This window comes from Microcoleus sp. AT3-A2, from assembly GCF_036705685.1.
Classification (GTDB): domain Bacteria; phylum Cyanobacteriota; class Cyanobacteriia; order Cyanobacteriales; family Microcoleaceae; genus Microcoleus.
The window spans coordinates 11,769-38,393 of record NZ_JAUBVF010000032.1 but is presented as its reverse complement, the minus strand read 5'-3'; the positions used below and the strand labels follow the sequence as shown (position 1 = coordinate 38,393).

Annotated in this window: 20 protein-coding genes and 2 pseudogenes; 10 read left to right on the top strand and 12 right to left on the bottom strand. The window is 46.0% G+C overall.

The features are described from left to right. Positions 1-79: 79 nt before the first annotated feature. Complete coding sequence (locus QUB37_RS18260) at positions 80-742, bottom strand: Uma2 family endonuclease (protein WP_333164565.1); 663 nt, start codon at positions 740-742, stop codon at positions 80-82. 191 nt (positions 743-933) lie between these two features. After that, positions 934-1,917 carry a protein-methionine-sulfoxide reductase catalytic subunit MsrP gene (gene msrP / locus QUB37_RS18255; RefSeq protein WP_333164562.1) on the bottom strand — a complete coding sequence of 328 codons (984 nt, stop codon included), beginning with the start codon at positions 1,915-1,917 and terminating at the stop codon, positions 934-936. 448 nt (positions 1,918-2,365) lie between these two features. On the opposite strand from msrP, the gene QUB37_RS18250 reads away from it, so the two are divergent. Beyond that, positions 2,366-4,420 (top strand): serine/threonine-protein kinase, encoded by a 2,055-nt coding sequence (locus QUB37_RS18250; RefSeq protein ID WP_333164560.1) that lies wholly within the window; start codon positions 2,366-2,368, stop codon positions 4,418-4,420. A gap of 389 nt (positions 4,421-4,809) precedes the next feature. Here QUB37_RS18250 and QUB37_RS18245 read toward each other — a convergent pair. After that, positions 4,810-6,476: pseudogene (locus QUB37_RS18245) on the bottom strand (IS1634 family transposase). 168 nt (positions 6,477-6,644) lie between these two features. After that, positions 6,645-7,385, bottom strand: a pseudogene (locus QUB37_RS18240) (SDR family oxidoreductase). A 172-nt stretch (positions 7,386-7,557) separates the two neighbouring features. Between QUB37_RS18240 and QUB37_RS18235 the strand changes: the two are divergent. The 3 genes from QUB37_RS18235 to QUB37_RS18225 all read left to right on the top strand — a co-directional run bounded on the left by QUB37_RS18235 (position 7,558) and on the right by QUB37_RS18225 (position 9,537). Further along, entirely contained in the window at positions 7,558-8,127 is a 570-nt protein-coding gene (locus QUB37_RS18235) for a tetratricopeptide repeat protein (protein ID WP_333164557.1), read from the top strand. Positions 8,128-8,182: 55 nt separating this feature from the next. Further along, the gene (locus tag QUB37_RS18230; protein ID WP_333164555.1) at positions 8,183-9,100 is read left to right on the top strand and encodes a hypothetical protein; all 918 of its coding nucleotides are present in this window, start codon (positions 8,183-8,185) and stop codon (positions 9,098-9,100) included. Between the two features lie 143 nt (positions 9,101-9,243). After that, positions 9,244-9,537 carry a DUF3288 family protein gene (locus QUB37_RS18225; RefSeq protein WP_333164552.1) on the top strand — a complete coding sequence of 98 codons (294 nt, stop codon included), beginning with the start codon at positions 9,244-9,246 and terminating at the stop codon, positions 9,535-9,537. Positions 9,538-9,623: 86 nt separating this feature from the next. On the opposite strand, the gene QUB37_RS18220 is transcribed toward QUB37_RS18225, so the two are convergent. From QUB37_RS18220 to QUB37_RS18205, 4 genes are all read right to left on the bottom strand, one after another. Then, positions 9,624-9,893: a DUF2442 domain-containing protein gene (locus tag QUB37_RS18220; RefSeq protein ID WP_333108088.1), complete on the bottom strand. Its 270-nt coding sequence runs from the start codon at positions 9,891-9,893 to the stop codon at positions 9,624-9,626. Next, complete coding sequence (locus tag QUB37_RS18215; RefSeq protein ID WP_333164549.1) at positions 9,856-10,110, bottom strand: DUF4160 domain-containing protein; 255 nt, start codon at positions 10,108-10,110, stop codon at positions 9,856-9,858. The genes QUB37_RS18220 and QUB37_RS18215 overlap by 38 nt, the downstream gene beginning before the upstream one ends. Positions 10,111-10,285: 175 nt before the next feature. Next, positions 10,286-13,102: a preprotein translocase subunit SecA gene (gene secA / locus QUB37_RS18210; protein WP_333164547.1), complete on the bottom strand. Its 2,817-nt coding sequence runs from the start codon at positions 13,100-13,102 to the stop codon at positions 10,286-10,288. A 415-nt stretch (positions 13,103-13,517) separates the two neighbouring features. Then, positions 13,518-14,450, bottom strand: coding sequence for a ribonuclease Z (locus tag QUB37_RS18205; RefSeq protein ID WP_333164544.1), 933 nt, complete (start codon positions 14,448-14,450; stop codon positions 13,518-13,520). A gap of 264 nt (positions 14,451-14,714) precedes the next feature. Between QUB37_RS18205 and QUB37_RS18200 the strand changes: the two genes are divergently transcribed. The 3 genes from QUB37_RS18200 to QUB37_RS18190 all read left to right on the top strand — a co-directional run bounded on the left by QUB37_RS18200 (position 14,715) and on the right by QUB37_RS18190 (position 16,518). Beyond that, positions 14,715-15,890, top strand: a complete 1,176-nt coding sequence (locus tag QUB37_RS18200; protein ID WP_333164542.1) for a SpoIID/LytB domain-containing protein — start codon at positions 14,715-14,717, stop codon at positions 15,888-15,890. Between the two features lie 42 nt (positions 15,891-15,932). Then, a complete protein-coding gene (locus QUB37_RS18195; protein WP_333164540.1) occupies positions 15,933-16,058 on the top strand; it encodes a hypothetical protein in 126 nt (41 codons plus the stop codon). Between the two features lie 235 nt (positions 16,059-16,293). Beyond that, complete coding sequence (locus QUB37_RS18190) at positions 16,294-16,518, top strand: hypothetical protein (protein ID WP_333145441.1); 225 nt, start codon at positions 16,294-16,296, stop codon at positions 16,516-16,518. A 194-nt stretch (positions 16,519-16,712) separates the two neighbouring features. Here the strand turns inward: QUB37_RS18190 and QUB37_RS18185 are convergent, their stop codons facing one another. Then, entirely contained in the window at positions 16,713-18,035 is a 1,323-nt protein-coding gene (locus QUB37_RS18185) for a hypothetical protein (protein ID WP_333164538.1), read from the bottom strand. Between the two features lie 789 nt (positions 18,036-18,824). Between QUB37_RS18185 and QUB37_RS18180 the strand changes: the two genes are divergently transcribed. The 3 genes from QUB37_RS18180 to QUB37_RS18170 all read left to right on the top strand — a co-directional run bounded on the left by QUB37_RS18180 (position 18,825) and on the right by QUB37_RS18170 (position 20,729). Further along, the gene (locus tag QUB37_RS18180) at positions 18,825-19,346 is read left to right on the top strand and encodes a photosystem I assembly protein Ycf3 (protein WP_333039118.1); all 522 of its coding nucleotides are present in this window, start codon (positions 18,825-18,827) and stop codon (positions 19,344-19,346) included. A gap of 176 nt (positions 19,347-19,522) precedes the next feature. Next, complete coding sequence (gene gatC / locus QUB37_RS18175) at positions 19,523-19,804, top strand: Asp-tRNA(Asn)/Glu-tRNA(Gln) amidotransferase subunit GatC (RefSeq protein WP_006635952.1); 282 nt, start codon at positions 19,523-19,525, stop codon at positions 19,802-19,804. Positions 19,805-20,012: 208 nt separating this feature from the next. Further along, positions 20,013-20,729 (top strand): TrkA family potassium uptake protein, encoded by a 717-nt coding sequence (locus QUB37_RS18170; RefSeq protein WP_333164536.1) that lies wholly within the window; start codon positions 20,013-20,015, stop codon positions 20,727-20,729. Here QUB37_RS18170 and QUB37_RS18165 read toward each other — a convergent pair. The 3 genes from QUB37_RS18165 to QUB37_RS18155 all read right to left on the bottom strand — a co-directional run bounded on the left by QUB37_RS18165 (position 20,686) and on the right by QUB37_RS18155 (position 26,299). Next, on the bottom strand, positions 20,686-22,317 hold the full coding sequence (locus tag QUB37_RS18165; RefSeq protein ID WP_333164534.1) for a sodium:proton antiporter: 1,632 nt from the start codon (positions 22,315-22,317) through the stop codon (positions 20,686-20,688). The genes QUB37_RS18170 and QUB37_RS18165 overlap by 44 nt on opposite strands. 442 nt (positions 22,318-22,759) lie before the next feature. Next, on the bottom strand, positions 22,760-23,287 hold the full coding sequence (locus QUB37_RS18160) for a hypothetical protein (RefSeq protein ID WP_333164532.1): 528 nt from the start codon (positions 23,285-23,287) through the stop codon (positions 22,760-22,762). Positions 23,288-23,584: 297 nt separating this feature from the next. Next, positions 23,585-26,299, bottom strand: coding sequence for a cation-transporting P-type ATPase (locus QUB37_RS18155; RefSeq protein WP_333164529.1), 2,715 nt, complete (start codon positions 26,297-26,299; stop codon positions 23,585-23,587). Between the last annotated feature and the right edge of the window lie 326 nt (positions 26,300-26,625).

The window sequence follows — 26,625 nt, the reverse complement described above, 5'->3', positions numbered from 1 at the left end:
TATTTCAACCGCAGATTAACGCTGATGTAATTTAACTTGACTTGCTAGTTCTTCAACTAAAGTAAGTCTGATTTTTGCGTTAACTTTGACTCGGTAAAATTTCTCTAATTCTTTGCCGAAACAAACGCACAGCAGCACGCTGTCCGATTGTTCTGCTTTGTTCGATGAAACCGGGAATTTCGGCAACGGGTAAAAAGGGAAAAGCTAAACTGCGATCGCACATTTCATATTTTCCCTCTACAAGTTGATAAACTTGCAGAGATTCCCGCCGATACCTCCAAAGTTCGGGAACACCAAGAGCAGCATAAATTGTAAACTTATTCACAGAAGAATTCGTGTAATCTGACTCTATTGCTAAATCTGGTGGCAAATCCTCTGGGAGGCTGATATCTCTTTTACCTCTGACGCTGGCTTCATTTTGAATGTAGAAACAAGTATCAGGTTCGACAGCACGAGTTAAATCTTCCCGTTCCAGAGTCAGAGAACCAGCTTTCATCACTTCGATTTCTAGCTCGTCTGCTGTAGCTTCAATAAAGCTTTCTATCAGTCCTTTCGGAACTTCATGTTCTAGATGTGGCATCCTGATTTCTAATACTCCTCCATCGTAAGCAATTCTCCAAGCTCTATCGTCCCCAACATCTGCCAGCAATGCTTTAAAAGTTGACCAACTGACACCTTTTAAAATAACGCGGTTTTCTGGGGTAGTTTGCTGCTCTACGGGAGTTGATGTTGTTGTTACCATTTAACCATTCCTTGGTAGCTTCATCAATTTTTATTGTAGACGGTAATAAAATATTTTTTCTCGTTCCCAGGCTCTGCCTGGGAATGCCTGAATCCGAGGCTCAGCCTCGGGGGAATAGGGAGGCAGAGCCTCCTGATCTGCGTTCCTAGGCAGAGCCTAGAAACGAGGGGAAACGAGGGGAAATCCGTCAATTAACTGTACAAACTCGCCACATATTCGCCATAACCGTTATAGGGCAAAGTTGGTCGAGTTTCCCACGACCAACTGCTACCGGGACCGACTATGCGTTCGCTGGCCTGCGACCATCTGGGGTGAGGTTTGTCGGGTTCGACATTTGCTTCAAAGGCGTATTCGTTAGGACCGACTGTATTCCAAAAAGTGGCTGGCTGTTGTTCGACAAATTCAATTTTTACGATCGACTTTGCGCCCTTAAAACCGTATTTCCAAGGAATCACTTGGCGCAGTGGCGCACCATTTTGCTTAGGTAATTGTCGGCCGTACAAGCCTGTGGCAAAAAATGCTAAATCGTTGGCCATTTCCTCAATTCGCAGACCTTCGGTGTACGGCCAAGGATAAAATTGCGACATCAAACCGGGGCCGGGAGTAATTTTGGGGTCGTAAAATGAGGTGAAGCGAACGAATTTCGCCTTCGATTGCGGTTCGACATCAGCCATCAGTAATTTCATGGGAAATCCGACCCAAGGAACTACCATCGCCCAGGCTTCTACACAGCGAAATCGATAAACTCGTTCTTCGATAGGAAATTTTTTGTTGAGGTCGTCAATATCATAAGTGCGGGGATTTTTTACTAAACCGCCTACTTCTACTTTCCAGTTTTCTGTTGGCAAAGCTTGAGCGGCTTGCCAAATAGATTTTGTGCCGCCGTATTCGTAAAAATTGTTGTATTTTGTAGCTAAGGCTTCGTCGGTAATCGCTCGATCGACTTTCGCAAAGTCGGGATTCCGGCTCAAGCCCGAATATGCTTGGGTTGAGCTTTGATCCAGAGCAGTTTTTGAGCTAGTATTGCTTTGGCAGCCTGTCAGCGGCAGCAGCGAAGCTGTCACGCCGGCGCCAATTAAATTTGTCATGAAGCGGCGACGGTTGAGAAAGGCTGTTTCTGGGGTAATTTGGGGTTCGAGAATTTCCCAAGATTTGGGAACGCGAATTAAAGGCATAAGTAATAGCTAAAAGTTAGTAGTTAGTTGGACGAAAGTTGCCTAAGTTTTAATCTGTTAGTCGATTTGAGATGGGAATTTTGAACTTTTAGATTCACTCCATTGAACAAAGAATCGCGGATATTTGACAAGATCTCGCGATTGATTTGGTGCGAGCGCACTGAAAGTATTCGCAATGACAGTATAACGTAATTCGGTAACAGCGAATCCCGCCGATCGCTCGAATGAGCTCGGTACGATCAACCTATTAAACCTCGCTCGCAGGAAAGTCAGCAATAATTTACGCGCGATCGACGGCAGCAATTGTGGCGAAAATCTGGGAAACAATTATGATCAAGCAAAGATTCCAATTAATTATTTAGTTTGTCCACAGGAAGCGGCACGCACCGCCCCGCTTTCCTCCCCCACCAGCAACCATGTCGGACGGGGGTCTCCAGCGGAAAGATAAATGAGTTACTGCATCAATCCCCATTGCCAGAACCCCCAAAATCTAGATCGCGCGACAGTCTGCAAAAGTTGCGAGTCGAATTTGCTGCTAAAAGGTCGCTACCGAGTCTTTCACACCCTCGGTCAAAGTCTCACTTGCCGCACCTTCTTAGCCGTCGATGAAGACCAACCTTCGCAACCCCGCTGCGTCATTCAACAGTTCTGCCAACCCGCAGCAGCCGCAGACGGTCAAAACCAGCTAAACCGGACATTTCTCGGCTCAGCCTCAGTTCTCGATGAGTTGGGCAAACATCCCCAAATACCGAAACTGCTGGCATCTTTTGAACTCGAAGGTTGCCAGTATTTGGTGCAAGAATACATCGAAGGTCGCAATTTAGCCGATCGGCTTTCAGAAAAAGGCGTTGTTAAAGAAATTCAAATTTGGTATCTGCTGAGCGAATTGTTGCCAGTCCTGCAATTTGTTCACGAAAATCAACTGATTCACGGAGATATCAAACCGTCCAATATTATTCACCGGAAAACTCCCCAAGCATCCCCAGCTTTGGCAGGGAAAGAGGATTTACATTCCGTGTCTCAGGAAAGTGCCTCTGGGCTAGTTTTAGTCGATTTCGGCGCGGCAATTCCGGCAAACAGCGGGCCGCTCAAAACAGAAACGGTGACAGGTTCTGCGGAATACGCGGCCCCGGAACAAATTAAAGGCAAAGCGATTAAGAGCAGCGACATCTACAGTTTGGGCGTCACTTGCATTCACTTGTTAACGGGAATGTCGCCCTTTGATTTGTTTGACATCAAAGCCGAGAGTTGGGCTTGGAGGCATTATTTGAAAGTACCAGTTTCGGCGCGACTCGGCCGCATTCTGGATAAAATGGTGCAGCGAGAACCATCAAAACGCTATCGATCGACCGAGGCAATTCTCACAGACATGAAATACGGCCCGGCACCGGTAGACGTGATTCTCGGCAAACCCAAGTGGACTTTGGCCATGTGGGGAGCAAGTACGGTTGCCCTGCTGTCCGTAGTGCTGGGTTCTCGCTTGCCATCTCCAGCACCGCAGGCTTTCACTTCTTCTGAGCCTGTTTCTAGCATTCCCGAAATTCGGTTCAATCCGCCCCCGATGCAGGATTTCCGGGGTCAGGCATCGCAGTCACGGCCAGCAGTGCGGACTCTGGCGGATCAAGACAAAAACCCGGTTTGGGCGGTAGCAGTCGCTCCCAAGGGTCGCGTGATTGTCAGCGGGAACAACGACGGCACAATTCACCTGCTGCACAAGCGTCACGGCAAGCTGCTCAAGGTTTTAGCAGGACATTTGGGGCCTGTGTGGTCGGTGGCCGTCAGTCCCGACGGCAGGACGATCGCCAGCGGCGGCGTTGACGGTACGATTAAATTGTGGAATTTCTATTCTGGCCGGTTAATTCAGACTTTGGACGGACACCAAGACGGCGTGTTCTCGGTGGTTTTCAGTCCCGACAGCAAAACCGTAGCCAGTGTCGGTAAGGACAAAACTTTGAAGCTGTGGCAAGTCGAAGGCGGGACTGAGTTGGAAACTCTTAAGCGGGTTTTTGACGAGGTGCAGTCGGTGGCTTTCAGTCCCGATCAAGAAACCTTGGCGATCGGCAGCAGCGACGGTAAGATCAGCCTGTGGAACTGGCAGACTGGGGAATTGAAAGAAACTCTTTCGGGTCATTCCGAGGGAGTTTGGTCTCTGGCCATCAGCCCGGACGGTCAAACTCTCGCCAGCGGCAGTTGGGACAAGACGGTGAAGTTGTGGGATATCAGCCCCAATAATCAGTCCGGGCAGCCCAACGGTTATCTGCTGCGGACTCTGATCGGCCATTCCGACAAGGTTAAGTCCTTGGCTTTCAGTCCCGACGGAGACAAGCTAGCCAGCGCCGATTTGAGCGGGACTATCAAGCTGTGGCGGATGGGTTCGGGCGAAATGACGGGCACGCTGAAGGGTCATTCTACTTGGGTGGAATTGGCTTTTAATCCTCAAGACAAAACTCTGATCAGCGGCAGTTTTGACGACACGATTAAGGTGTGGCGGCTGTCTCCTTAATTTGTTCGATTGTCCGCGCTATAAAATTATTAGAATCCCCAACCAGAATCTTTAATTTTGGTTGGGGATTATGATAATCGGCGATTGAAATCGCTGCTGGTGTACAAACTTTTATCCCACATTCCGCAGTTCTGGCTTTAATGACTAAGGATTATCATACATTCAGTGTAGGAAAAATATCTGTGCCTACCTTTTCTAATTTTAGTATCATTTTTTTGCGGTTTTGGCGAAATATAAGAAATTTGAATTTATAGATATTTCCCAATATATTCCTTCGGCAATATCTGAACTGATTTTCCCTAAATTAGACACTAAAATTCCGCAACATGATTGTTATGTTGCCAATTATTTGAATTTATTCAACCATATTCTCCGGTTTATTTTCCGCGTTACCCATCTTCAACTATTAAATAATATTGATCGCAAACCTTTCCTAAATAATTTAATATCTCCCGACGTTCCTTTGTTAAGTTGCTTAACTTGTTACGAATGCATTGAGGTTGACTAAATGTACGGCTTGAAACATCTGAAATACCCACCGCATTGTCGGTTTATTTGTCATTTTCTTGACCTGGTTTCTGATGCTGGCATTGGCTGATTCTAATTCTTGTCTCAACTTTCTTTGGGCAAGATTATATACTAATAAACATACTCCCATTATCATGGCAATTGCTTCTACTCTCTCTGGTTTTTTCACGAAGACGCTCGATGTGAAAAATAATGGATCTTTTAAAAATCTAAATCCTCTTTCGTTACTTTGTTGGTCTTTGTATTCTTCTAATATTTGCTGGTTGGTTATTTCGTTTTTATCTAAGATGTTTGTTGCCAGTATAAATCTCCCTGCTTTGATTTTTTCGGCTGATATTATTTCGGGTCTGGTTTCTATTTTACCGATTATTTGATAGGATATTGTGTCTATATTACTAGCTTTGTTGGTGGTTTATTTTTGTTTTTTGGGGCTTTTTTCTTGACATTCAATTTCGGTAATTTGGTGATATTTCCATGTGTTTGATAGATTCTTTATGGCGGTTTCTGCGTCGGCTACACAAGCGAATTTTTGCCGGAAAAGCTTACGTAGCGAGGCTTGGGCGCTTGATTCTTGTTTGTTTACTTGTTTGTCTATTTGTTTGATGCTTGCTTTTTTTCTGAGTTCACTTTCTATGACTAACCATCTTTGTTTGATGTTTCCATAGTCGCTGGTTCTTTCTGCTATTTTATATCCTTTTTTGGAGCTGGCTTTCCATTCACTTTCTTTGATGTCTACAATTTGCTCTTGGGCTGATTTTATGCTGAGTGGGACTCTTGTTATCCATTTGATTCCTGTCATTGCCGATAGGTTATCTTTGGTGTATAAGGCGCTGTCTGCTACGGAGATTCCCTCAAATGTCCACTGTTTTTTGAATTCTTTTAGTCTTTCTACAAATACGCTTTTGTCGTTGATGTTCCCTGAGTCTATTTTGAGAGATAGTGGTATGTCTCCGTCTCCTGTTACGATCATGTCTATGATAAATTGTTTCAGGTCTGGTCGATGATCTCTCGAGTATCCGTGTACTATTTCTATTGGTTTCATTTCCGATGTTTCTGGTTCTGCTTCTTTTTTTGTTTGATTGGTGTTTTTGACTTCGGTTTTATATTCTCCTTGTACGTACATTGAACTTCCATCTAAATGGATGCTGTTCATTTTTACTTGGAATTTATGGGCAGCTTTTATGGCGATTGTTGTGAAGAGTTTTGTGGTTCCTACTTGGTAATATTTATCGAGGGCTCTTCCTAGTCTATCGTCGTTTAGATGTTCGGGTAGTATTCCCTTTCCGATTAGATGTGATGTTGCTTGGACTACAAAAAATTCCTCGAATATGTATAATGGGGCGCTTAAAAAGCCTAGTCCATTCAAAATCATTGCTTTCATGACTTGTCCTGGGCTGAGAATTTCTTGGGTTGTTATTCCTACTATTTTATTGACTTCTTCTACTAATTCCATCTCGTCTATTATGCCTGCTACTATTCCTAAATGGTCTAAATTTAGGACTTTTATGGCTTCTTGATGCTCATTCATGGTTTTTTCCTCTTGGCTTCTCATTCGTTCATTGTATCTCAAAAAAGCCTGAAGTGATTACCGAGTAATCACTTCAGGCTTGAATTTTTAAATTTTATAACCATCAATTCTATTTAAAGACCTGCGGAATGTGGGTTTTATCCACTCCAAGCTGACTAAAGTATATATTTAGGCAGTCCCGCCGTTAACGCGGATATTTTGTCCGGTAATCCACCGGGCTTGTTCGCTGCACAAAAAAGCCGTCACATCGGCAATGTCTTCAACTTTTCCGAGTCTTCCCAAAGCAGCCATTTGAGTAAATCTTTGTATTTGTTCGGCGGTTTTGCCGACTGTAAAAAGTTCTGTATCCGTTGGGCCCGGAGAAATCACATTAACTGTAATTTGGCGATCGCCCAATTCCTTCGCCAGCGATCAAGTTAGCTGTTCCACTGCGCCTTTTGTCGCCACGTAAGCCCCGTAAGTTGGCAGTAGCATCACCGTTGTCGAACTGGAAAAATTGACAATTCTTCCTCCGTCTGCCATCCGTTTAGCAGCTTCTTGACAAGCAAAAAACGTACCTTTGACGTTAATTGCAAAAAGATTATCAAACTCTGCTTCGGTAACTTCCGCTACAGGTTTGTAAAGAATTACTCCCGCATTATTGACTAAAATATCGACTTGTGAATAGGTTTCCAGAGTGCGATCGAACAAATCGCGAATTTCTGCGGTTTTGCTGACATCGGCTTGCACGGCTAATGCTTTGCCGCCTGCTGCTTCTATTGCTGACACGACATCTTTAGCCTGCTCTGCGCCTCTGGCGTAGTTGACGACAACTGATGCGCCTTCTTGGGATAATCGGAGGGCGATCGCGCGTCCAATTCCCCGCGATGCACCAGTCACTATTGCCACTTTTCCTGCTAGTGATGCCATGAGATTTCCTCTGCAATTAGCGTTGATGCTGGTTCAAAATAATCATACTATTTTTTTCCGCATTCCGGTAGAGAAACAAATTTAAACTCTCTAATAGCCATAATTTTCCTAGAAATCGCGGTTGCTAACTAACACTTGTGGTAAAGTAGTGTCGGCTGTTAAAGTAAAATCTATGAGCGTAAATTCCGAGTTAGCAGAGCAGTATTTGTCCGCAGGCGACAGCCTCCAGAAATCAGGAAAACTTGACGAGGCGATCGCTCAATATCAAAAATTACTAGCCATTCAAGCGGATAGTGCGATCGCGCTCAACAAGATCGCTGAAGTTTACTATGCTCAACAAAAATTTGCCGAGGCGATCGCCTCCTGTTACCAAGCACTTCGCCACCAACCGAATTTCGCCGCCGCCTACAAAACTATAGGGAATATCCTGCAAGCCCAAGACAAAATAGACGCGGCGATTCGTGCATACTCAAAGGCGATCGAATTCGACCCTAATTTTGTCGAAGCATATGTTAATTTGGGCAGTATGTTTTACAAACAAGGTCAGCTCGATGACGCCATAACTTACTATCAAAAATCTATTGTTATTCAACCCGATCTAGCCGTCGCTTATTGGAATTTAGGCAAAAGTTTGGAAGAGCAAGGTCGAATCAATGAAGGTTTATTTTATCAAAAAAAAGCTCTTAATTTACAGCCGGAGTTAGAAGGTAGAAGCAATTTAGTAAAAAATCACACTTACTGAAGAGGAATGCTATAGTCGGAATAATTCAATCATTAACGATGCAAGCTGGATCGAAATGGAAATTAACCAGAATCCGCTCGAATTCCTAACGGCTAAAGTACAAAAAGCTGTTGCCGATACCCAAAACTTAGCCAACGAAATCGCTGCTAAAGTTGAGGAAAGTGCAACTGTATTAACGGCGTGGGGACAATCAGCGCCAAGTTCAATTGTTAGTGCCGGGGCGATCGCCACTCAAGAAGCTTTTAAAATAGCACATAACATCCGTTTTGAGAACCTGCCAAGAAATCTGCAATCCAAATTTGCTAGGGCTGGGATGCGTGACGGAATGCGAGATGTGCAAGAAGCAGCAAAAGTATTTGAATCCATACCCGCCCAAATTCGTGCCCAAGGCCCAGAAGCAATTCGCAACTTCTGTCAAGATAAAGATTGGAGTCACATCCAAGCCCACGTCAATGGAGGCCCAAGCGAAGCTGCTAACGGGATTTTTGAATATTTTTGGGTAAATCGTGCTCGCGGTGGTAAAGACATGACTGCTGCAGAATTAGCAGTCGCTAAGCAAGTTTTAGCGGATGCAGCGTTTAAAGCAGCAGTTGCGGAAATCGTTGGGGCTGCAATGAAAGGGGCGATCGCCGCAGCAGTAATTGAGTTAATATTTTCTATCTTAGAAAACTCGCTATTGTGCGTGGAAGGCAAAATTACCCAGTCAGAGTTAGTCGAACAAGTTGCCACCGCCACCGCCAAAGCTGGCATTGCTGGGGGTGTTGTTACAGGCATTCTGTTAACGCTGTGCATGATATTTCCCCCAATTGCCGCGCTTTTAGGTGCCGCTGCGATGCCCTTGGCGGTTGCAGGTATTGGTTTTATGGGAATTCGTGCCTGGGAAATCTTTTGTCACGGCGATCGACTATTTGGTATTACTGAACAAACACAAAAATTTCTGGGAATGACTGAACAGTTGACAGTTGACAGTTGACAGTTGACAGTTATGATACCCGGATCAAACCGTTTATGAAGCGCGGATTTAAGACTCTATTCATGATAGTTATTTAGGTCCGCGCTTTTTTTTGGCGGTTGCTTGTAGCAACATTTTTAGATGATTGGGAAACATAAAATAGTATGGATTCAGTAGAAAAAAAACAAGATCAGCAGCATCCGCAATACAAGCGCGATCGAGCCAGTGTCAATACTTTATTAGCAGGAGAAGCAACCGACTACAATTTATCGGAACTAGCAAGATTAATAATTCGCTACCGAGGCTTTCCCGGTGCTAGAGATATTCAATCAGACTTAAAAAAAGTCCTGCAAAAATGGAATTATACCGAAGAAAGTCTTTACGAACAAACCCGTAAAATTCACGCCAAAGGTGAAGTTTACAGGAAACAAAAAAGCGACCAAGAAGATTGGGTTTAATCTCAAATCTCGCTTAAATACCTGCTCTATCTCTTACATGAAAAAGGCTATATTATGAAAGCTTAGAAGTGAATTAGCGATCGAAATTAATGAGTAATTTTAGGCCTAGGAGCCGGTGCACCTCGCAGCATTCCTTCTGTACTGAGGTCTTCATCAATTTCTTCCCAGTGAATGCCATAGCCTCCTCCACATACTTCCCATTTTTCCCTTTGATCAGGCGTTGCATGAAACAATCTTGGATACCAAATTAAAGGCACGGTAATGATTCGTCCATCCATCAAATCAACACTAATGGTTTCTTCTGTAAAATGAATGTGCTTAACTCTCTCGTCCGCTCGAATCGCCAAAATACCCATACCAAGCCTCCAATAGCGTTTGTTTATTTTCTTGTACTACCGACTCTATTTTACGAAGTTCTTTAGCACTAAAACCAAGGTTGTTTCCTAAACTGACTGGCTCCAACCAAAATTTAACCGATGATTTGTCTCTGTCAATATGAACATGAGGTGGTTCATTTGGTTCATGGCTGTAAAAGTAAAGTCGGTAAGGGCCTATTCGTAAAATAGTTGGCATAATTGCAGGTTATACAATATTTCAATGCGAATATCTGTATTTGGTTTTCTTTTATTCTTCTTCCATAATACGGGCGGTGTAAAATCAACTGGTTCCTAGGAAGAGCCTGGGAACCAGCAACAGTCAACAGTCAACAGTCAACAGTCAACAGTCAACAGTCAACAGTTAACTATTTTCAAACCATCTCTGGCGAAACTTGCATTGCCGGCTGCGGCTGGAATTGGAACAGCGAATAAACCACATTGCGGCGGATATCAGTCATCATGTCCAAGAACAGCTCGTAACCTTCAGTTTTGTACTCGATTAACGGGTCTTTCTGGCCGTAACCGCGCAGCCCTACAGACTCGCGCAAAGCATCCATTTGTTGCAAGTGTTCCCGCCACAAAGTATCAATTTGCTGCAAAATAAAGAACCGTTCCGCATCTCGCATCAATTCAGCTCGGATTGCATTAACTTCCGCTTCTTTAATGTCGTAAGCATTGCGGACTTGTTCGTGCAGGAATGTTTTAATTTCCTCAACGGACAAATCTTCTAGCTGATCCGGTGTCATGTCAGCGAGCAGATAAACAAATTCCTTCACCTTGCTCACAAGTTTGTCGAGTTCCCATTCTTCCGAAGGTAAATCGGGATTGATGTATGCTCCCACGATGTCGTCCATCGTCTGTTCGGCATATCTAATTACCTGTTCTTTGGAGTCCAAACCTTCCAATACTCGGCGACGTTCCGCATAGATTGCTCGACGCTGATTGTTCATCACTTCGTCGTATTCAAATACCTGCTTGCGGATATCGTAATAGTAGGTTTCGACTTTTTTCTGAGCGCCTTCGAGGGAACCAGTCAGCATTTTAGATTCGATCGGCATATCTTCGTCAACACCGAAAGCCTTCATCAAACCGGCAACCCGTTCGCCGCCGAAAATCCTGAGCAAATTGTCTTCCAAACTCAAGAAAAACCGCGTAGAACCCGGGTCTCCTTGGCGTCCCGCCCGGCCGCGCAACTGATTGTCGATTCGGCGCGATTCGTGGCGTTCCGTACCGATGACGTGCAAGCCTCCCAACTGCACGACTTCATCATGTTCGGTGCTGGTAAAAGCATCGTATTCGCTGCGAGTTAAATTGTAAGCTTCCCGCAAATTTTGAATTACCGGGTCTTTTGTCGGCGCTTTTTCCGAAGCTATAGCCACGATATCATCGGCTTGCAATTCCGAGAGCGATCGCGCGCCGTACTCCTTCACCGCCAATTCCACGGCCGCCACGAGCATTTGTTTGGCATTGTTCGATAGTTCCGTCGGGAAAATCTGCGCCGAAGCTTTCCAAGACTTTACCTTTTTCTTAGTCGGATCAAAACCTTGAGGTGCGGAGCGACCACTAATACCCGGTACTTGCACCACCGAAAACCCCTCGTCATCTTCGGGTTGCACGATCCGGGGCATAAAATACTCCCGCAACTTCAGGCGCGCCATGTACTCAGAATTACCGCCCAAAATAATATCAGTACCGCGTCCCGCCATGTTTGTGGCGATCGTCACAGCGCCTTTGCGTCCGGCTTGAGCGATAATTTCAGATTCCCGCTCCACATTTTCCGGTTTAGCATTGAGCAAATTGTGAGGAATTTTCCTCTCCAGCAGCAGCCGCGACAGCAACTCCGACTTTTCCACGCTCGTAGTGCCCACCAGCACCGGCCGACCGATCTCGTGCATTTCCGCGCAGTCTTGGGCAATCGCATTCCACTTCCCAGCCTCCGCCTTGTAAACCATATCCGAAAGGTCTGTCCGGCTGGTAATGCGGTTAGTCGGAATCAGCGTCACTTCCAGATTGTAAATCTTCTCAAACTCTGTCTCTTCAGTCTTTGCCGTCCCAGTCATCCCCGACAGCTTCGGATAAAGCAAAAAGAAATTCTGATAAGTAATCGTCGCCAGCGTCTGAGTTTCCGGCTGAATTTCCGCCCGTTCCTTCGCTTCGATCGCCTGATGCAAACCGTCACTCCAGCGGCGTCCCGGCATCACCCGGCCGGTAAACTCATCCACAATCACGACTTCGCGATCGGGATTGACGATGTAGTTAATATCCTTAATAAACAATTCCTTCGCCTTAATCGCATTAAAAATGTAATGCGCCCAAGGATCAGCCGGGTCGTACAAATCCGTAACACCCAACAACCGCTCCGCTTCACCAAACCCTTCATCGGTCAATAGCACATTCCGAGCCTTTTCGTCAACCTCGTAATGTTCTTCATTTTCCTTTCTCAGAGCAGCAGCTACCTCAGCCGCCCGTATATACTTCTCACTGGGGCGTTCCACCTGGCCGGAAATAATTAAAGGCGTCCGTGCTTCATCAATCAGCACCGAGTCAACCTCGTCAATCACACAGAAATTAAAAGGACGCTGCACTACATCTTCCATGACAGTAGCCATGTTGTCGCGCAAATAATCAAAGCCGACTTCGCTGTTAGTGGCGTAGGTAATATCGCAGCTATAATTTTTCTTTCGTTCCACCTGATCCATGCCCTGCTGAATCAGTCCCACAGTCAATCCCAGGAAGCGGTGTACCTGTCCCATCCATTCCGCGTCCCGTCTTGCGAGATAATCGTTGACAGTGATGATGTGTACGCCTTTACCGTTGAGGGCGTTGAGGTAAGCCGGCAGCGTCGCCACGAGAGTTTTGCCCTCACCGGTTTTCATTTCGGCAATTTGGCCTTTGTGCAGGATAATGCCCCCGAGGAGTTGGACATCAAAGTGGCGCAGCCCCAAAACCCGCTGTCCCGCTTCCCGCACCACTGCAAAAGCTTCCGGCAAGATTTCGTCTAGGATCTCTTTTTCTTCGTTGAGAGATTTAGCTTTTGCCAGACGTTGTTGAAACTCGGCCGTTTTTCCTCTGAGGCCGTCGTCTGAGAGTGCGCGGAAGTCTTCTTCCAAAATATTGATATCAGCTACCCAAGGCTGAAATTTTCTCAGTTTGCGCGCGTTGGGATCGCCTAGCAGATTTTTAAACATGGCAGGAGAGGCAGATTTTTAATAATTTAGCTATTAGCTTTCAGGGTTACGGGCTGTAGTGTTAGCCACAACATATACCTTTTCCGATTGTAGCAACCATTGGCTCTCCTGGGCCGTCGCTGCGGGCGAGCGACCGATTTTGGATTTTGGATTTTAGATTTTAGATTGAAGTTGGTGAATGTGAGCGAGGGCGCAGCTCAGGTATCGGTGCTTATTGACAATTGCAGAGCATAACAGGCAAGATGCCTGTTCCACAATAGATTAATGTTTTTGTTGGATTAATTTCAGCAACAGGCAAGATGCCTGTTCCACAAGAGGTTAATGTTTTTGTCGGGAGTAGGGGTTGGACCCCAGATCCCGCCCGATCGCCCTTATTGAAAAAGCTGTCACATCTCAGATCAAATTAACCCTCGTTTTAAACAGGCCTGGGCACTTCGTAAGTCAAAAAGTCATAGGCCATTTTCGTATTCGGAAAAATAGCCTGCGCTTCCTTGAGCAAATCATCCAGGACGATCGCATTCCCCGGAGCATAACGCGGGCTAAAATGCGTCATAATTAGCTGTTTCGCCCCAGCGATCAAAGCAACTTGAGCCGCCATTGTGGAAGTTGAATGCAGGCGATCAAATGCCATTTGAGCATCTTGATGAGCAAAAGTAGCTTCATGCACCAACAAATCAGCATCCTTCGCTAATTCCACGGCCCCGTCACAAAAAACCGTGTCAGTACAATAAACAAACTTCCGCCCGACTTGATCCGGGCCGCAAAAATCAGTACCTTTAAACTGTCGCCCGTCCTCTAACTTTACCGTCTTTCCTTGTTTTAATTGACCGTAAACAGGCCCGGAAGGAATACCCACAGCCTTCGCTTTTTCTACATCAAAATGTCCCGGACGGTCTTTCTCAGTTACTCGATAACCAAAAGCAGTAACTCGGTGCTTCAAAGGGCTGCAGCTAACAATATATTCGTCATCTTCATAGATGACTCCCTCGTGAATTTTGTGTACCTTAACCGGGTAAGAAAAATGAGTTTGAGAATACCGAACACCAGCTTGCAAATATTCTTCAAGTCCCGGAGGCCCGTAAAGATCGATGCGCTTGACATTCCCCGCCAAACCGCAGCTAGCCAGCAAACCCATTAAGCCGAAAATATGGTCGCCGTGCAGGTGAGTGATGAAAATGCGGCTTAGTTGGCTGACTTTGAGATCGCTGCGGAGAAACTGGTGCTGAGTTCCTTCGCCACAGTCAAACAGCCAGAGTTCCGCTCGCTGGGGCAAGCGCAGGGCGATGCTGGAAACGTTGCGCGATCGCGTGGGTACGCCGGAGCTAGTTCCGAGAAATGTAATCTGCAAGAGTCAAATCACCTCAATTAAGTCTTAAAAAATATGTTACATATATCCAGAGTGCGACAAATCCGACATATAGGAAATAGTCGCAGGCAGGAACCGAGATAAATCGCTGTTCCTGCGAACATCTCTTCGCTAAAATCATTTTTGACAAGCGTACAGAGCGATCCACCCAATTCTAACGTTTTGTTTCTTCCGTTCCCCTTCCTTTTTCCCTTGCCTTCCCTTAAAAATTCTTAAACTCATACAGCACAGGAGGAAAATTTTCAAATGCAGTCAGGAGTATTTTTTGGTTCCGTTTTTTCGACATTAAAAAAACGCTACTTTTGGATTTCGCTGTTGTTTTGGCTGGCAATGGTAGCCCCAGCACAGGCCGCGCTGATCTTGCGAGTGGCGGTACAAGACGGGGCAAGTCAGATAAAAGTCGGCAGTTCTACTAAGGCCGCAATCCGCGACGGTAGCGGGCGCAATTTGGGCGAACTGTCGGCAAATAGTTCTCAGTCGGCTCAATTTCGATCGGGAACAGTAGCAATTGGTCGCTGGGCCGCCAACCAAGTTTGGATCGAGCCGACGGGGAACGGTTATGTCTGGATTGGCGATCATTGGTATCGGGGACGCACGCTTCTCGTTCCCCAAAAAGGAGGCTTGACTGCCATCAACTACGTCGATATCGAAAAATATCTCTACAGCGTTCTCGGCGCCGAAATGAGTGGCAATTGGCCTCAAGAGGCTTTGAAAGCCCAAGCAGTCGCCGCCCGTTCCTACGCTATCCATCAGCGCCTCAAAAGCGAAACCGACCTTTACGACGTGGACAACACTCAGTCTTCGCAGGTTTACAAAGGACTGCAAACAGAATCTTCTGGCACTTATTCCGCAGTCGATGCAACCGCTGGTCAAGTTCTGGCCTACAACGGTCAAATTATTTTAGCCGCTTTCCACTCTGCGTCTGGGGGACATACTGAAAATGTCGAAGATGTTTGGACGGAACCCCTGCCTTACCTGCGTGCTGTTCCTGACTTCGACCAAGGGGCGCCGGTTTACCAATGGAAAGAAAATTTTTCTCGCGCTCAAATCAGCAGTAAGATTTCTGGCGTGGGCAATGTGATCTCGATGAAGCCAGAACGCACTACCGCTTACGGCAGCGTTTTGAGGATGAAAGTAGTTGGAGATGGCGGTTCTAGAGTCATGACTGGCGCAGATTTACGCCGGGTTTTAAATTTGAGGAGTACGCGGTTTACCGTGATTCCTCAGTATGGGGGCGGTGGGAACCCAAGGAACAGTGGCCAAGCTCCTACCGGTTTTCAAGTTGCGGGCAAAGGTTTCGGCCATGCTGTTGGAATGAGTCAGTGGGGGGCCTACAATTTGGCCAGACAGGGATACGGCTACCAGCAGATTTTGTTGCACTATTACCGAGGTACTACTTTGGCTAGAATTGCAGTCCAGTAACTGCTGGGAATGGGCAAGAAAGTTCGGCAACGGATGTAACGGATGTCAAGGGGAAGGAAGAAGGAAGAAGGAAGAAGGAAGAAGGAAGAAGGAAGAAGGAAGGAGGAAGAAGGAAGAAGGAAGAAGGGAAAAACAGCTATTCCTGTATCCGTGACTTCCGTGTCTTGAATACAGGGAATTGGGAATTGGGAACTTGTACGGCCCTTCTACTACGCTCAGGAACCGCGTAGTGGCAGGCCAGGAATCGCGTGGCCGAAGTATTGGGAATTGGGAATTGGGAATTGGGAATTGGGAATTGGGAATTGGGAATGACTAATGACTAATGACTAATGACTAATGACTAATGACTAATGACTAATGACTAATGACTAATGACTAATGACTAACTACATTAAGGATTGCTATGCAAAAGTGGGAGTATTTATTTGTGGATGCGAATATGTATCCTTTTGGAAACAAGCTGATTAGTTTATATGTAAACGGTGAAGAACAGCGAGATTGGAAACAAGGCTCGCTGCATCAATTTGTCAACCATTTGGGGGAGGAAGGATGGGAACTTGTGGCTCTGGATCACGACTCGAAATATGACCAAAATTGTTTGATTTTTAAACGCCCTAAGCTTATTTAATAAAACTCGGAGTATAAAAACTTCTGACATCAATAAAGATTGATATTTTCCACAATTATTAGCAATAAGGTAAAAGCCCGTTCCCCAACAAAGATATTTTATTGTGGAACTGGCATCCTGTCTATTCTTGAAAAGGGTGCAAGATTTTAGTGCAACCTAACTTAACAACAAAAAACTGTTTTTTTTCATTAGTATTACAAGTTGTCCGAGCGACCAATCCGGCGCTGCCATTCCGCATCTATTTTGCCTGACTGTTCTAGTTCTTGTTGGGTTAATTCTGTTTCTGTTGTATAAGCTAAGTCTTCTCCAGTCAGAACGTTTTCTGCTGCAAATTCCCGGGCGTAGGTCAGTTTTTTGAGCAAGTTGGCATCGGGTTCGTTTAATAACATTGCTCGCTGCTGACGCTCTTGATTGCGGGATTCTATCCGGCTATTTTTCCACTGAATCCAGAAGTAGCGAATTAAAGGAATGGCGAGAAATCCGACGCCGTAAATCAGGATTATGGGATAAACAGCGCTGACGAAACCGATAAATCCACCGGCAATTAAATTATTAGTTAATAGATTACCCAAAACTAATGTACCGACAAGATTAACAGCTCCTAACCCTGCTGCCAGCATGATTTTGCCGGAACTGGCGTTGCTGAAACGCCACAGCATTTCTCGCAAATAAGCTGCTACTGGTTGAGGATTTTTCTGGACGGCTGTGGTTTGCAATTGCGGAAAATGGTAAATTATTTGCCCTTCGGGGCTGACTTCGGGACGGCCGTCAAAACGGGCGAGAGCCGGTAACATATATTCTTCGTATTCTCGGGCGTATCCTTGTCCGAGATTATCTAGATATGGAGCAATTTGTTCGGCGGCGACGGCGCCTCGGTTGTTGCGAATTGCGGCGGCAATATCGCTCCACTTGCGCTCTTCTAGATTGTGATTGGGATTGCCGTCTCCAAAGAGAAAGGAGAAAACTGCTTCCAGAAAACTAATCTCGGGCTTTTGGCCAGTTAAGCGCGATCGCTGCTGGTGGTATCGTTGGTCGTGGTTCCAGTAAAATATCCCGCTTAAGTCGTTCCAGAAGTAGGGAAAAAACGAAAAGCCGCCGCCGCTGCCGCCCCCGCTACCACCGTCTCCTCCTCCCCCGTTATTGCTGTCGCTGCTGGAGAGTAAACTGGAGATTAAAATAGTGATAGCAACAAAAATTAAGAGGATGGAAGCTACCAGCACTATGCCAAAAGATATCCGAATCAGGTAAAATAAAACTCGCCAGATTTTTTGCCACCATTCCTGCAACTGCAAGCGCAAGAATTTGTTTCGCAAAATATCTCGAAAGTTTTTGGGAAATAGGTAGGCAATGTCGCCGGATTCTGCTACTTGGAGGTTGCCGCCTGTTTCGGAGGCGAGGGTTAACAGTTCTCGCTGGGCAAAATTGACATCTAATCCAGCTTTTGCCGCCACGTCTCCAACCGTAACGCGGTAGCCAAGTTGTTCGACGGCTTGCATAATGGTGGGATTCGGAGCCATAGGTTTCTCTCTGTGAAAATTACCCGGTTATTTTTATTATATATTGCGGGAATTCGAGCTGGTTTTGGCGATCGACTTTCTGATTTTTTTTGAGGCTGCCCTTGACAATCAAGCATCCAGGATACAAGCCCCCGGATTCATTCCTTCGGAGACTCAGGACCCAGAAATAAAAAACCTGTATCCGAGAAACTTGCCCCCCGAATTTATCCGTGGGGTCAATGCTAAAATCTAAAATCTAAAATCTAAAATCGATTGACTTTTGGGCAAAATATTGCTAGTGTTTTGCCGAATAACTTTTAAGTATGGGCTGAACTCGGATAGCTTAATAAAACTTTGTGATTGAATTTCTCTTCGGCAGGTTATTTGCTTGTTGGCTCTGAGGGTCAAGGAGGGGGGATTATGGGTACAGTTAGTAGGGTACGGTGTGCAATCATCGCCCGTTGGCGTTACCAAAGCAATCCGAAGGTAAGCCATCGAAGAGGGGATGATTGCCCCTGCACCCTCCAGCAGAACTTTTCCCTTCGGCGCGGGTTTTTGTAAGTTTTGTGTAGAGTGCCAGAGATATGTTAAAGAAATCTAGTTTTTTTGCCAGTCTTGCAAGACTTATATAAAATAGATAGAGCTTGCGCGGGTGTTAAACCCAAGGGCGTGTTTTAAGGTTCGCAGGTGCGATCGACTAAACTTTTTAGCGCCCTCAACACAACGGCCCACTACAACAGTGGCGCAATTATTAATAGGAAAACTTTACAGGCTAATTTTTCTGATTAGCCACTAGCCAAAGAATCGCATATGCCAAGAACTCAACGCAACGATAACTTTATTGACAAAAGTTTCACGGTAATGGCTGATATCATCCTAAAGATTATGCCGGCAAAAAAGCAGGCTAAGGAAGCTTTTGCTTATTACCGGGATGGTATGTCAGCTCAAGCAGATGGCGAATATGCTGAAGCGTTGGACAATTATCATGAAGCGCTGAAGCTGGAGGAAGATCCTTACGATCGCAGTTATGTCTTGTACAATATGGGACTGATCCATACTAGCAACGGCGAACACGATAAAGCTTTGGAATATTACAGCGAGGCTTTGGATCTCAATCCGAGAATGCCACAAGCACTGAATAATATTGCTGTAATTTACCACTATCAAGGAGAAAAGGAAAAGGAAGCTGGCAATATTGAAGGGGCGGAAGGGCTGTTTGATAAAGCTGCAGATTATTGGAAAGAGGCTATTCGCTTGGCCCCAAACAATTACATTGAGGTACAAAATTGGCTGAAGACGACAGGCCGATCGCAAATTGATGTGTATTTTTAACTAGGATGGGCATGGGGCATGGGGCATGGGGCATGGGGCATAGTTAGTAGTTAATATTTGGTAGTTAGTCGTTTCTTTAATAACAAATAACCAATTCCCTATGCCCAATTCCCAATTCCCCATTCCCTATGCCCAATTCCCAATTCCCCATTCCCAATTCCCAATTCCCAATTTTTATGATTGACAGAGAAGAAGTTCGGAAAGTAGCGAATTTAGCGAGATTGGAATTAACGCCGGAAGAAGAAGAGCAGTTTACTGGTCAACTTAACGGTATTTTGGATTATTTCGAGCAGTTGAGTGAACTGGATACGAGTAAGGTGCAGCCGACAACGCGGGCGATCGATGTTAGTAATGTAATGCGATCGGACGATTTGCAACCCTTTGCTAAGGGAGAAAGTATTTTGGAGGGAGCTCCCGATCGCGATGGGGAGTTTTTCAAAGTGCCTAAGATTATGTAAGGTTCCCGCTGCATACTTAACTGAGGAAAATCACTTGAGGGGCTGGCTCCCATGCCAACCCCACAAGCAGATTAAACTAAGTGTGGAACAGGTAATAAGTAAGCCCGGTAAAAGCCACCCCACAAGCCGATTAAACTGATAGAAACCAAAAACAATCTCACTCATAGGGATAAATTTGTAAAGTTCATTCTTGGGGTGACAAATAGTCATGTATGTATTAATTGGTGGAGCAGGAATGATGGGGCTGGGTTTAGCCCAGCAGCTATTAAAAGTCGGTCATACGGTTGCCATCATCGATGCCGACCCGCTGGCCTGTCGCTTTGCTCGTGAAAAAATCGGAGTAATGGCATTTGAAGGCAGTGCGGTGAGTACAACGGTTCTTCTGGAAGCGGGAATTAAACAAGCAAACGCAGTCGTTGCAGCACTCAGGGATGATGCACTGAATTTAGCGCTGATCACCCTATCCAGAAGCTATGGCATTTCCCATATTGTGGTGCGAATGCGCGATCGCGAATTCCTGGAAGCCTATCGACTTGCCGGGGCCAGTCACATCATCAGTACGATTGATTTGGCAGTTGCATCAATGGCGAATGCGATTGAATATCCCCAAATCGAATCTATGATGCACTTTGAACACGGGCAAGTCGAGGTATTAAAGCTGCCAGTTCCAGGCGATTGCAAGGTGGCAGGTCGCACCGTTGCTCAAATTGCTCAAGACCCTCGTTTTCCAAAAGGTTCGCTGATTATTGGTTATCAATGCCATGCCTGCGCCAATCTGGAGATTCCGAACGGTCATACAGTTCTTGAAGCAGGCTCTACCATCTTGGTCGTCACCCGTCCAGAGCTAGTTCACCAGATGATTGATTACCTCGGCATTCGCGCTAGTCATCTGCCAACGTTAGAAGTTTCTCATCCAAATCTTTGATGTAAGGATGAACCAGATCCTCTGGGACAATTCGCTTGCGGAGGGCATCGCTAACTGCTCCTTTTTCTGCTAGAAGCAATCGCCGCCGAATCGTATCTAGCCCGCTGCGATCGCCCTGTACTTGCCCGGCCCGATGTTGATTGTAGAGATCGCGCAGCACTCGCTCAGACTGTGCTACTCGTGCTTGATACGATGCCCATAACTCTTCGTAAACTGCCTTCGGCAACACGCCAGATTTCAGCAAACTATCTAGCTCATCTTGAGCCGCTTTGGAAGCAATCAACTGAATCTGTAACTGCCCAGCTTCCTGCATTACATCAGAAACACGGCTGATTTGTAACCGTTTTACCAGCCAGGGTAAACTTAATCCCTGTCCTACTAGGGAGAATAAAACTGCACCGAAAACCAGCGCAATAATGTTATCTCGTCCTGTCAATCCCAGAGGAATACTAAGCGCCAGTGCCATCGAGAGTGAGCCTTTGATGTTTCCCAGAAACAAAACGTGCTGCCAGCGCAGGGGAATCGGACGATCGAACCACCGCAGCGCCGCTAACAACAGATATACCGAGAGAATCCGTGCCAGTTGATACGCCAAAATAACGAACAGAATGGATGGCAAAATTCTCCACAGTGTCAGCGGGTTAATCTCAATGCCGATCAGCAGAAAAATAAATGTATTGACCCCAAAACCAGCGTACTCCCAGAAGCTCAGTAGCGTAATTCGATCCGAGGCTGATGTAGTGCGAGAAAGCCCCAGATTGCCAAAAATAAGTCCGGCGATCACCACCGCCACCGCACCGGATACCCCCAAAAATTGCCCGATTTGGAATGTTCCTAACGCCAGCGCCACGGTCAGCAAGAGACTACTCAACGGGTCATTTAATCGAACAAATATCGGCAGACTCAAGTAACCTAAGATGACACCCACGAGTCCCCCACCCAAGGCAACCACGAGCAGTTCCTTAAGTCCTCCTACGACGGTAAGAGAACCTGTAGCATAAACGACTAGAATCAAATTGAATGAAACCAGGGCAGCCGCATCATTGAACAGGGTTTCTCCTTCCACGATGGTGGATAGCCGGGAAGGCACACGAATCTCTTTAAAAACCGCGATCATTGAGACTGTATCAGTGTTTGCCAGAATGACTCCGATCAGCAACGCCGGAATCCAGTCTAGTCCTAGCCCAAATTTAACCAGAACAGCAATAATTGCTGAAGATAAGATCGAGCCTGGGCCCGCCAGCAGGGCGATCGGCTTAAAGGTGCTGCGGAGACGGCTGATATCAGTATTGATAGCTGCTTCAAAAATCAGAATTGGTAGGAAAAGATTTAATACTAAAGAGGGGTCTAAACCAATTCGACGCGACAATACCTCCGTAATGGGCAAGCCTGCTAACACTAAGCCCGTCACATAGGGAATTCGCAACCGTTGGGTTACGAGTGCCACAACAGTTGCAATCAGCAGCAGAATGATCAAGATGATGACCAATTCAGAAATAACTCCTGCTGTTTGGCTATTTGTAGCAGGATCGCTGCCCAAGGGAGTTGGTTGCGCTACAATCGACTCGATCACCGATACTCCTGTCATAAACTCGTTTTCCTCACAGAAATTGACAGATTAACTACGGTTTTAGTCTACAGTAAACGGTTCACTCTGTTGTAGACCTAACTGCAATTTATGTGGTGTATTTTGATCAATGCCAATGAAGCTGAAACAGGATTTCTGGGTTGGTTGGGCGCTAGGGGCGATCGTCCTGAGCTCTTGTTACCAAACTATCTCACCAAGACAACAATCTGATATCGTTGCGATGTCATTACCTTCTGTTGAGTCCAAACTGCCTTAAAAAAGCAACAATCTGATACTGAGCGTAAAACTTCACACTTTGGGAGCATCTCATATTTGTAAAAACACTTGTTCTGGCTCTTCCTTCTTCCTTCTTCCTCTTTCTTCCTCGCTCCTAGCTCGCAACTCCAATTTCTAGCTTGGCTGCTTTCATTGAGATGCTCCCTCGTCCTTTCTTACCTTAAATTTATGTAGCATCATAGACACGCCACGTCAGAATCTCCCAACGTTTAAGGACAGGTTCAGCAATCAAAACCTCATTTTCTCTTGCCTCCATGACGATCAAATAATCTCCCTGCTTAAATCTGTCATTGTAAATTCTTGCTTGTTCTTCGGGCATCAACCATCCTTGAAGTGCGCCATATAGACCACCAGCAGTTGCAGCAATCCCACTTCCAGCGAAAGTTGCTAAAAGGCTTTCTACCGCTAATGCCTGACCAATACCGGGAATTAGCAGGCTGCTGAGTCCAACAATTAAGGCTACTGAACCTAGTCGTATGCTGCCTAAGATCCCGCCTACTTGTGCGCCTGCTGCTCTTGTGATAAAAATTTGCTGCACACCCAGAGAGTCTAAATCATCATTGTCAGAAGGTTTAGCAATCACTGAAATCTTGTGCATGGGGAAGCCCCTGCTTTTTAGCTCAACAAGCGCCTGCTTTACATTTCGATAATTAGTAAATAGGCCGCTAGCACGTTTGAGATTTTGGGAAGTCATGATAAATATTCAATATTCAACGCTACAAAATTGGTAAATAGTGTGTAAAGCCGCTTTGAATGACCGCATCACAAAAACCGCTTATACCGAATCCGGGCTTGGAGATTCTGTTATTTTTTAGTCGGCGCAGGCCGACTTTGTTTGTATAGAAGCGGTTTTAACCGCCGATCAATCTACTTATACCGAATCCTGGTTTGGAGATTCTGTTATTCTTTAGTCGGCGCAGGCCGACTGTGTTTGTATAGAAGCGGTTTTAACCGCCGATCAATCTACAGGATGACAAACCAGGATTTAGTATTAATTCAGAGGTGCAAAACGCTTTAGCAAAGCTGACAAAGCAATCATTGGCAGTCCGAATCCGATACAAATTAAGCCTTGGATTGTGTTCAAAGCTTCAGTGTTGAATAACAGATTCATCATGCCCCATTGGCTAAACAGGAATTGGAGAATGAAAATAGCCCCAATGCCGATCGCCACAGCATAGCCAACTGATTCATCTTTACCGCGCAGTTTGGCGACGATCGCCGGAACGAAGCGACTGATGCTTAACAGGTAAAAAGCTTCGGCCGCCACCAATGCTTGAATTGCCATCGTCCGGGCTAGAGCTTCATTGCCTGTGGTTTGGACGATCCATTCAAACATCCCAAAGATCGCAATCCAGTTAAATACCGAAACTGTCAGAATCCGAGCAGTCAGCCTACGAGACAGAAGCGGTTCATTGGCAGGTCGAGGCGGCTGTTGCATGACATTGGGAGAGGGCGGCTCAAATGCCAACGGTAAGCTCAATGCAACTGAACTGACCATATTCAGCCAGAGAATTTGTACTGGCAAAATGGGTAGTGGGGTTGCCAGAAGTACGGCAATCAAGATGGTCATGGACTCTCCACCATTCACGGGCAGGATGAAGGCGATCGCCCGCAGCAGATTCTTATAAACCGTGCGCCCTTCCTTAACTGCTTTCTCGATCGAAGCAAAGTTGTCGTTTGTCAACAGCATATCCGCTGCTTCTTTTGTAACTTCGGTGCCTGTAATACCCATCGCTATCCCAATGTCAGCTTGCTTCAGGGCGGGAGCATCATTAACTCCATCTCCAGTCATCGCCACAATCTCACCCTTAGACTGAAGTGCTTCGACAATGCGGAGCTTTTGCTCTGGTGCGACACGAGCAAACACGCAGCTTTGTTCAACAGCATTGGCGAATTGCTGCTGATTCATTTGAGCCAGTTCTTGACCCGTAAAAACGGGAGCCTCTTGGGTTTGATTTAGTCCCATTTGGTGCGCGATCGCTGCTGCTGTTTTGGCATGGTCGCCGGTAATCATCTTGACCTGAATTCCTGCAGACCGACAGACTTGAATCGCTTGAATCGCTTCGGGGCGAGGCGGGTCGATCATGCCTTGCAGACCCACAAAAGTTAACCCTTCCTCAATATCAGAATGCTCAATGGAAGATTGAGAAGCAGGTACAACTTTCTTGGCAAGTGCCAGAACTCGTAACCCTTTTTTCGCCATTCTGTCCACTGTTTGCTCGATCGGCGCGGGGTTGAGGGATCTCGCCTCTCCCTCTTCATCGAGCATCTGGCGACACCGTTTGAGAATTGCCTCGATCGAACCCTTGACATAAATCAACCGTTGTGGGCGATCGTCATGTAAGGTTGCCATGTATTGAAACTGAGATTCAAACGGCAGTGTATCGAGCCGGGAAAGCGATTCCTCCAGTTTCTCAGTAATTAACCCCGCTTTTTGGGCTACCGCAACCAGCGCCCCTTCCGTTGGACTACCGACTACAGTCCAGTTTCCATCCTGCACGTCTAGATAAGAATCGTTGCACAACAATCCTGCTTGCAGGCATTCATATAAAGCAGGTGCGTTCGCCAGGTCAACCGAGTGTCCATTTACAGAAATTTCCCCGTCTGGTGCATATCCTCCACCGCTAACCCGATATCGCTTTCCACCGGCATCAATCTCTTGAACTGTCATTTGATTCTCAGTCAAGGTTCCAGTTTTGTCGGAACAAATCACGGTGGTGCTGCCGAGTGTCTCAATTGCCGGAAGTTTGCGAATAATGGCGTGCTGCTTTGCCATTTGGGAAACCCCGATCGCCAGTGTCACCGTTAAAATCGCGGGTAAGCCTTCAGGAATTGCGCTGACGGCAAGCGCCACAGATGCCTTGAACACCTCAACCCAAGAAAATCTCTGGGCAATGCCTGCAGCAAAGGTGAAGGCAGCCAAACCTAAAATGACATAGAGCAAGGTTTTGCTAAATTTGTCAATTTTGCGACTCAGTGGGGTTTCCAGTGTGGTACTTTGCTGCATGAGTTGGGAGATGTGTCCGGTCTCGGTCATGTCACCAATGCTGACGACCAGTCCGCGTCCCTGTCCAAACGTTACCAGGCTTCCGGTATACGCCATGTTGGTGCGCTCGGCCAGTGCAGCGTCTGCCTCTAGCGCCTGGGATTGCTTCTCAACTGGGACAGATTCTCCCGTTAACGCTGACTCATCGACCTGTAAGTCACGGACTTCGATCAGCCGTAGATCTGCAGACACTTTATCCCCTGAAGACAGCAAGACGAGATCGCCAGGAACCAGTTCACTGGATGAAACCACTTGCTTTTGACCATTGCGGAGAATGGTTGCCTCAGTTGCAACAGATTTTGCTAAAGCGGCGATCGCATTCTCTGCCTTTGACTCTTGAACGAAACCAATGGTGGCATTCGTCAGAGCAACCCCAAAAATGACCCCTGAATCAATCCACTCTTTCAGAAATGCTGTTACTATCCCAGCAGCTAACAAAATGTAGATTAGCGGCTGATTCAGTTGCTGAAAAAATCGCAACCAGGCACTTTGCTGCTTTTGAGCCGTTAGTTGATTGGGGCCGAGGATCTCGCGCCGTTCGGCTGACACCTCAGAAGATAGACCTATTTCCAGGTCAGTCTCTAAAATCTGAGCCACTTTCTCGACAGAGAGGTGGTGCCAAGAGTGTTCTACTAATTTTTCTACATTGGTTGCAGTCATAAGCTGATACGCATTTAAATTGGGATTTTTGAACCCTAGACTCCTTGCACCCTGGCTTTCAGGCAAAAAATTTAAATGCTGAACAGCTTAACGTTTCTTGTCAAGCCAAGTGCTTATCTGTTATTTCGTCTTGTTTCTAGCGTTATTGATGAATGTGAGCCAAAAGTGATGGACTGATTTCTGTTAATCATATTTGGATCACATTTGCTTCCTATACTGAGGCAGAGAACCGATTAAGATAACTTATAGAATTGCCAACTTTAGTTCACTGGATTTGATTGATTGTTGCCTTTTATTAATAGGGTTGTCAAAAGCATTACTTTTGA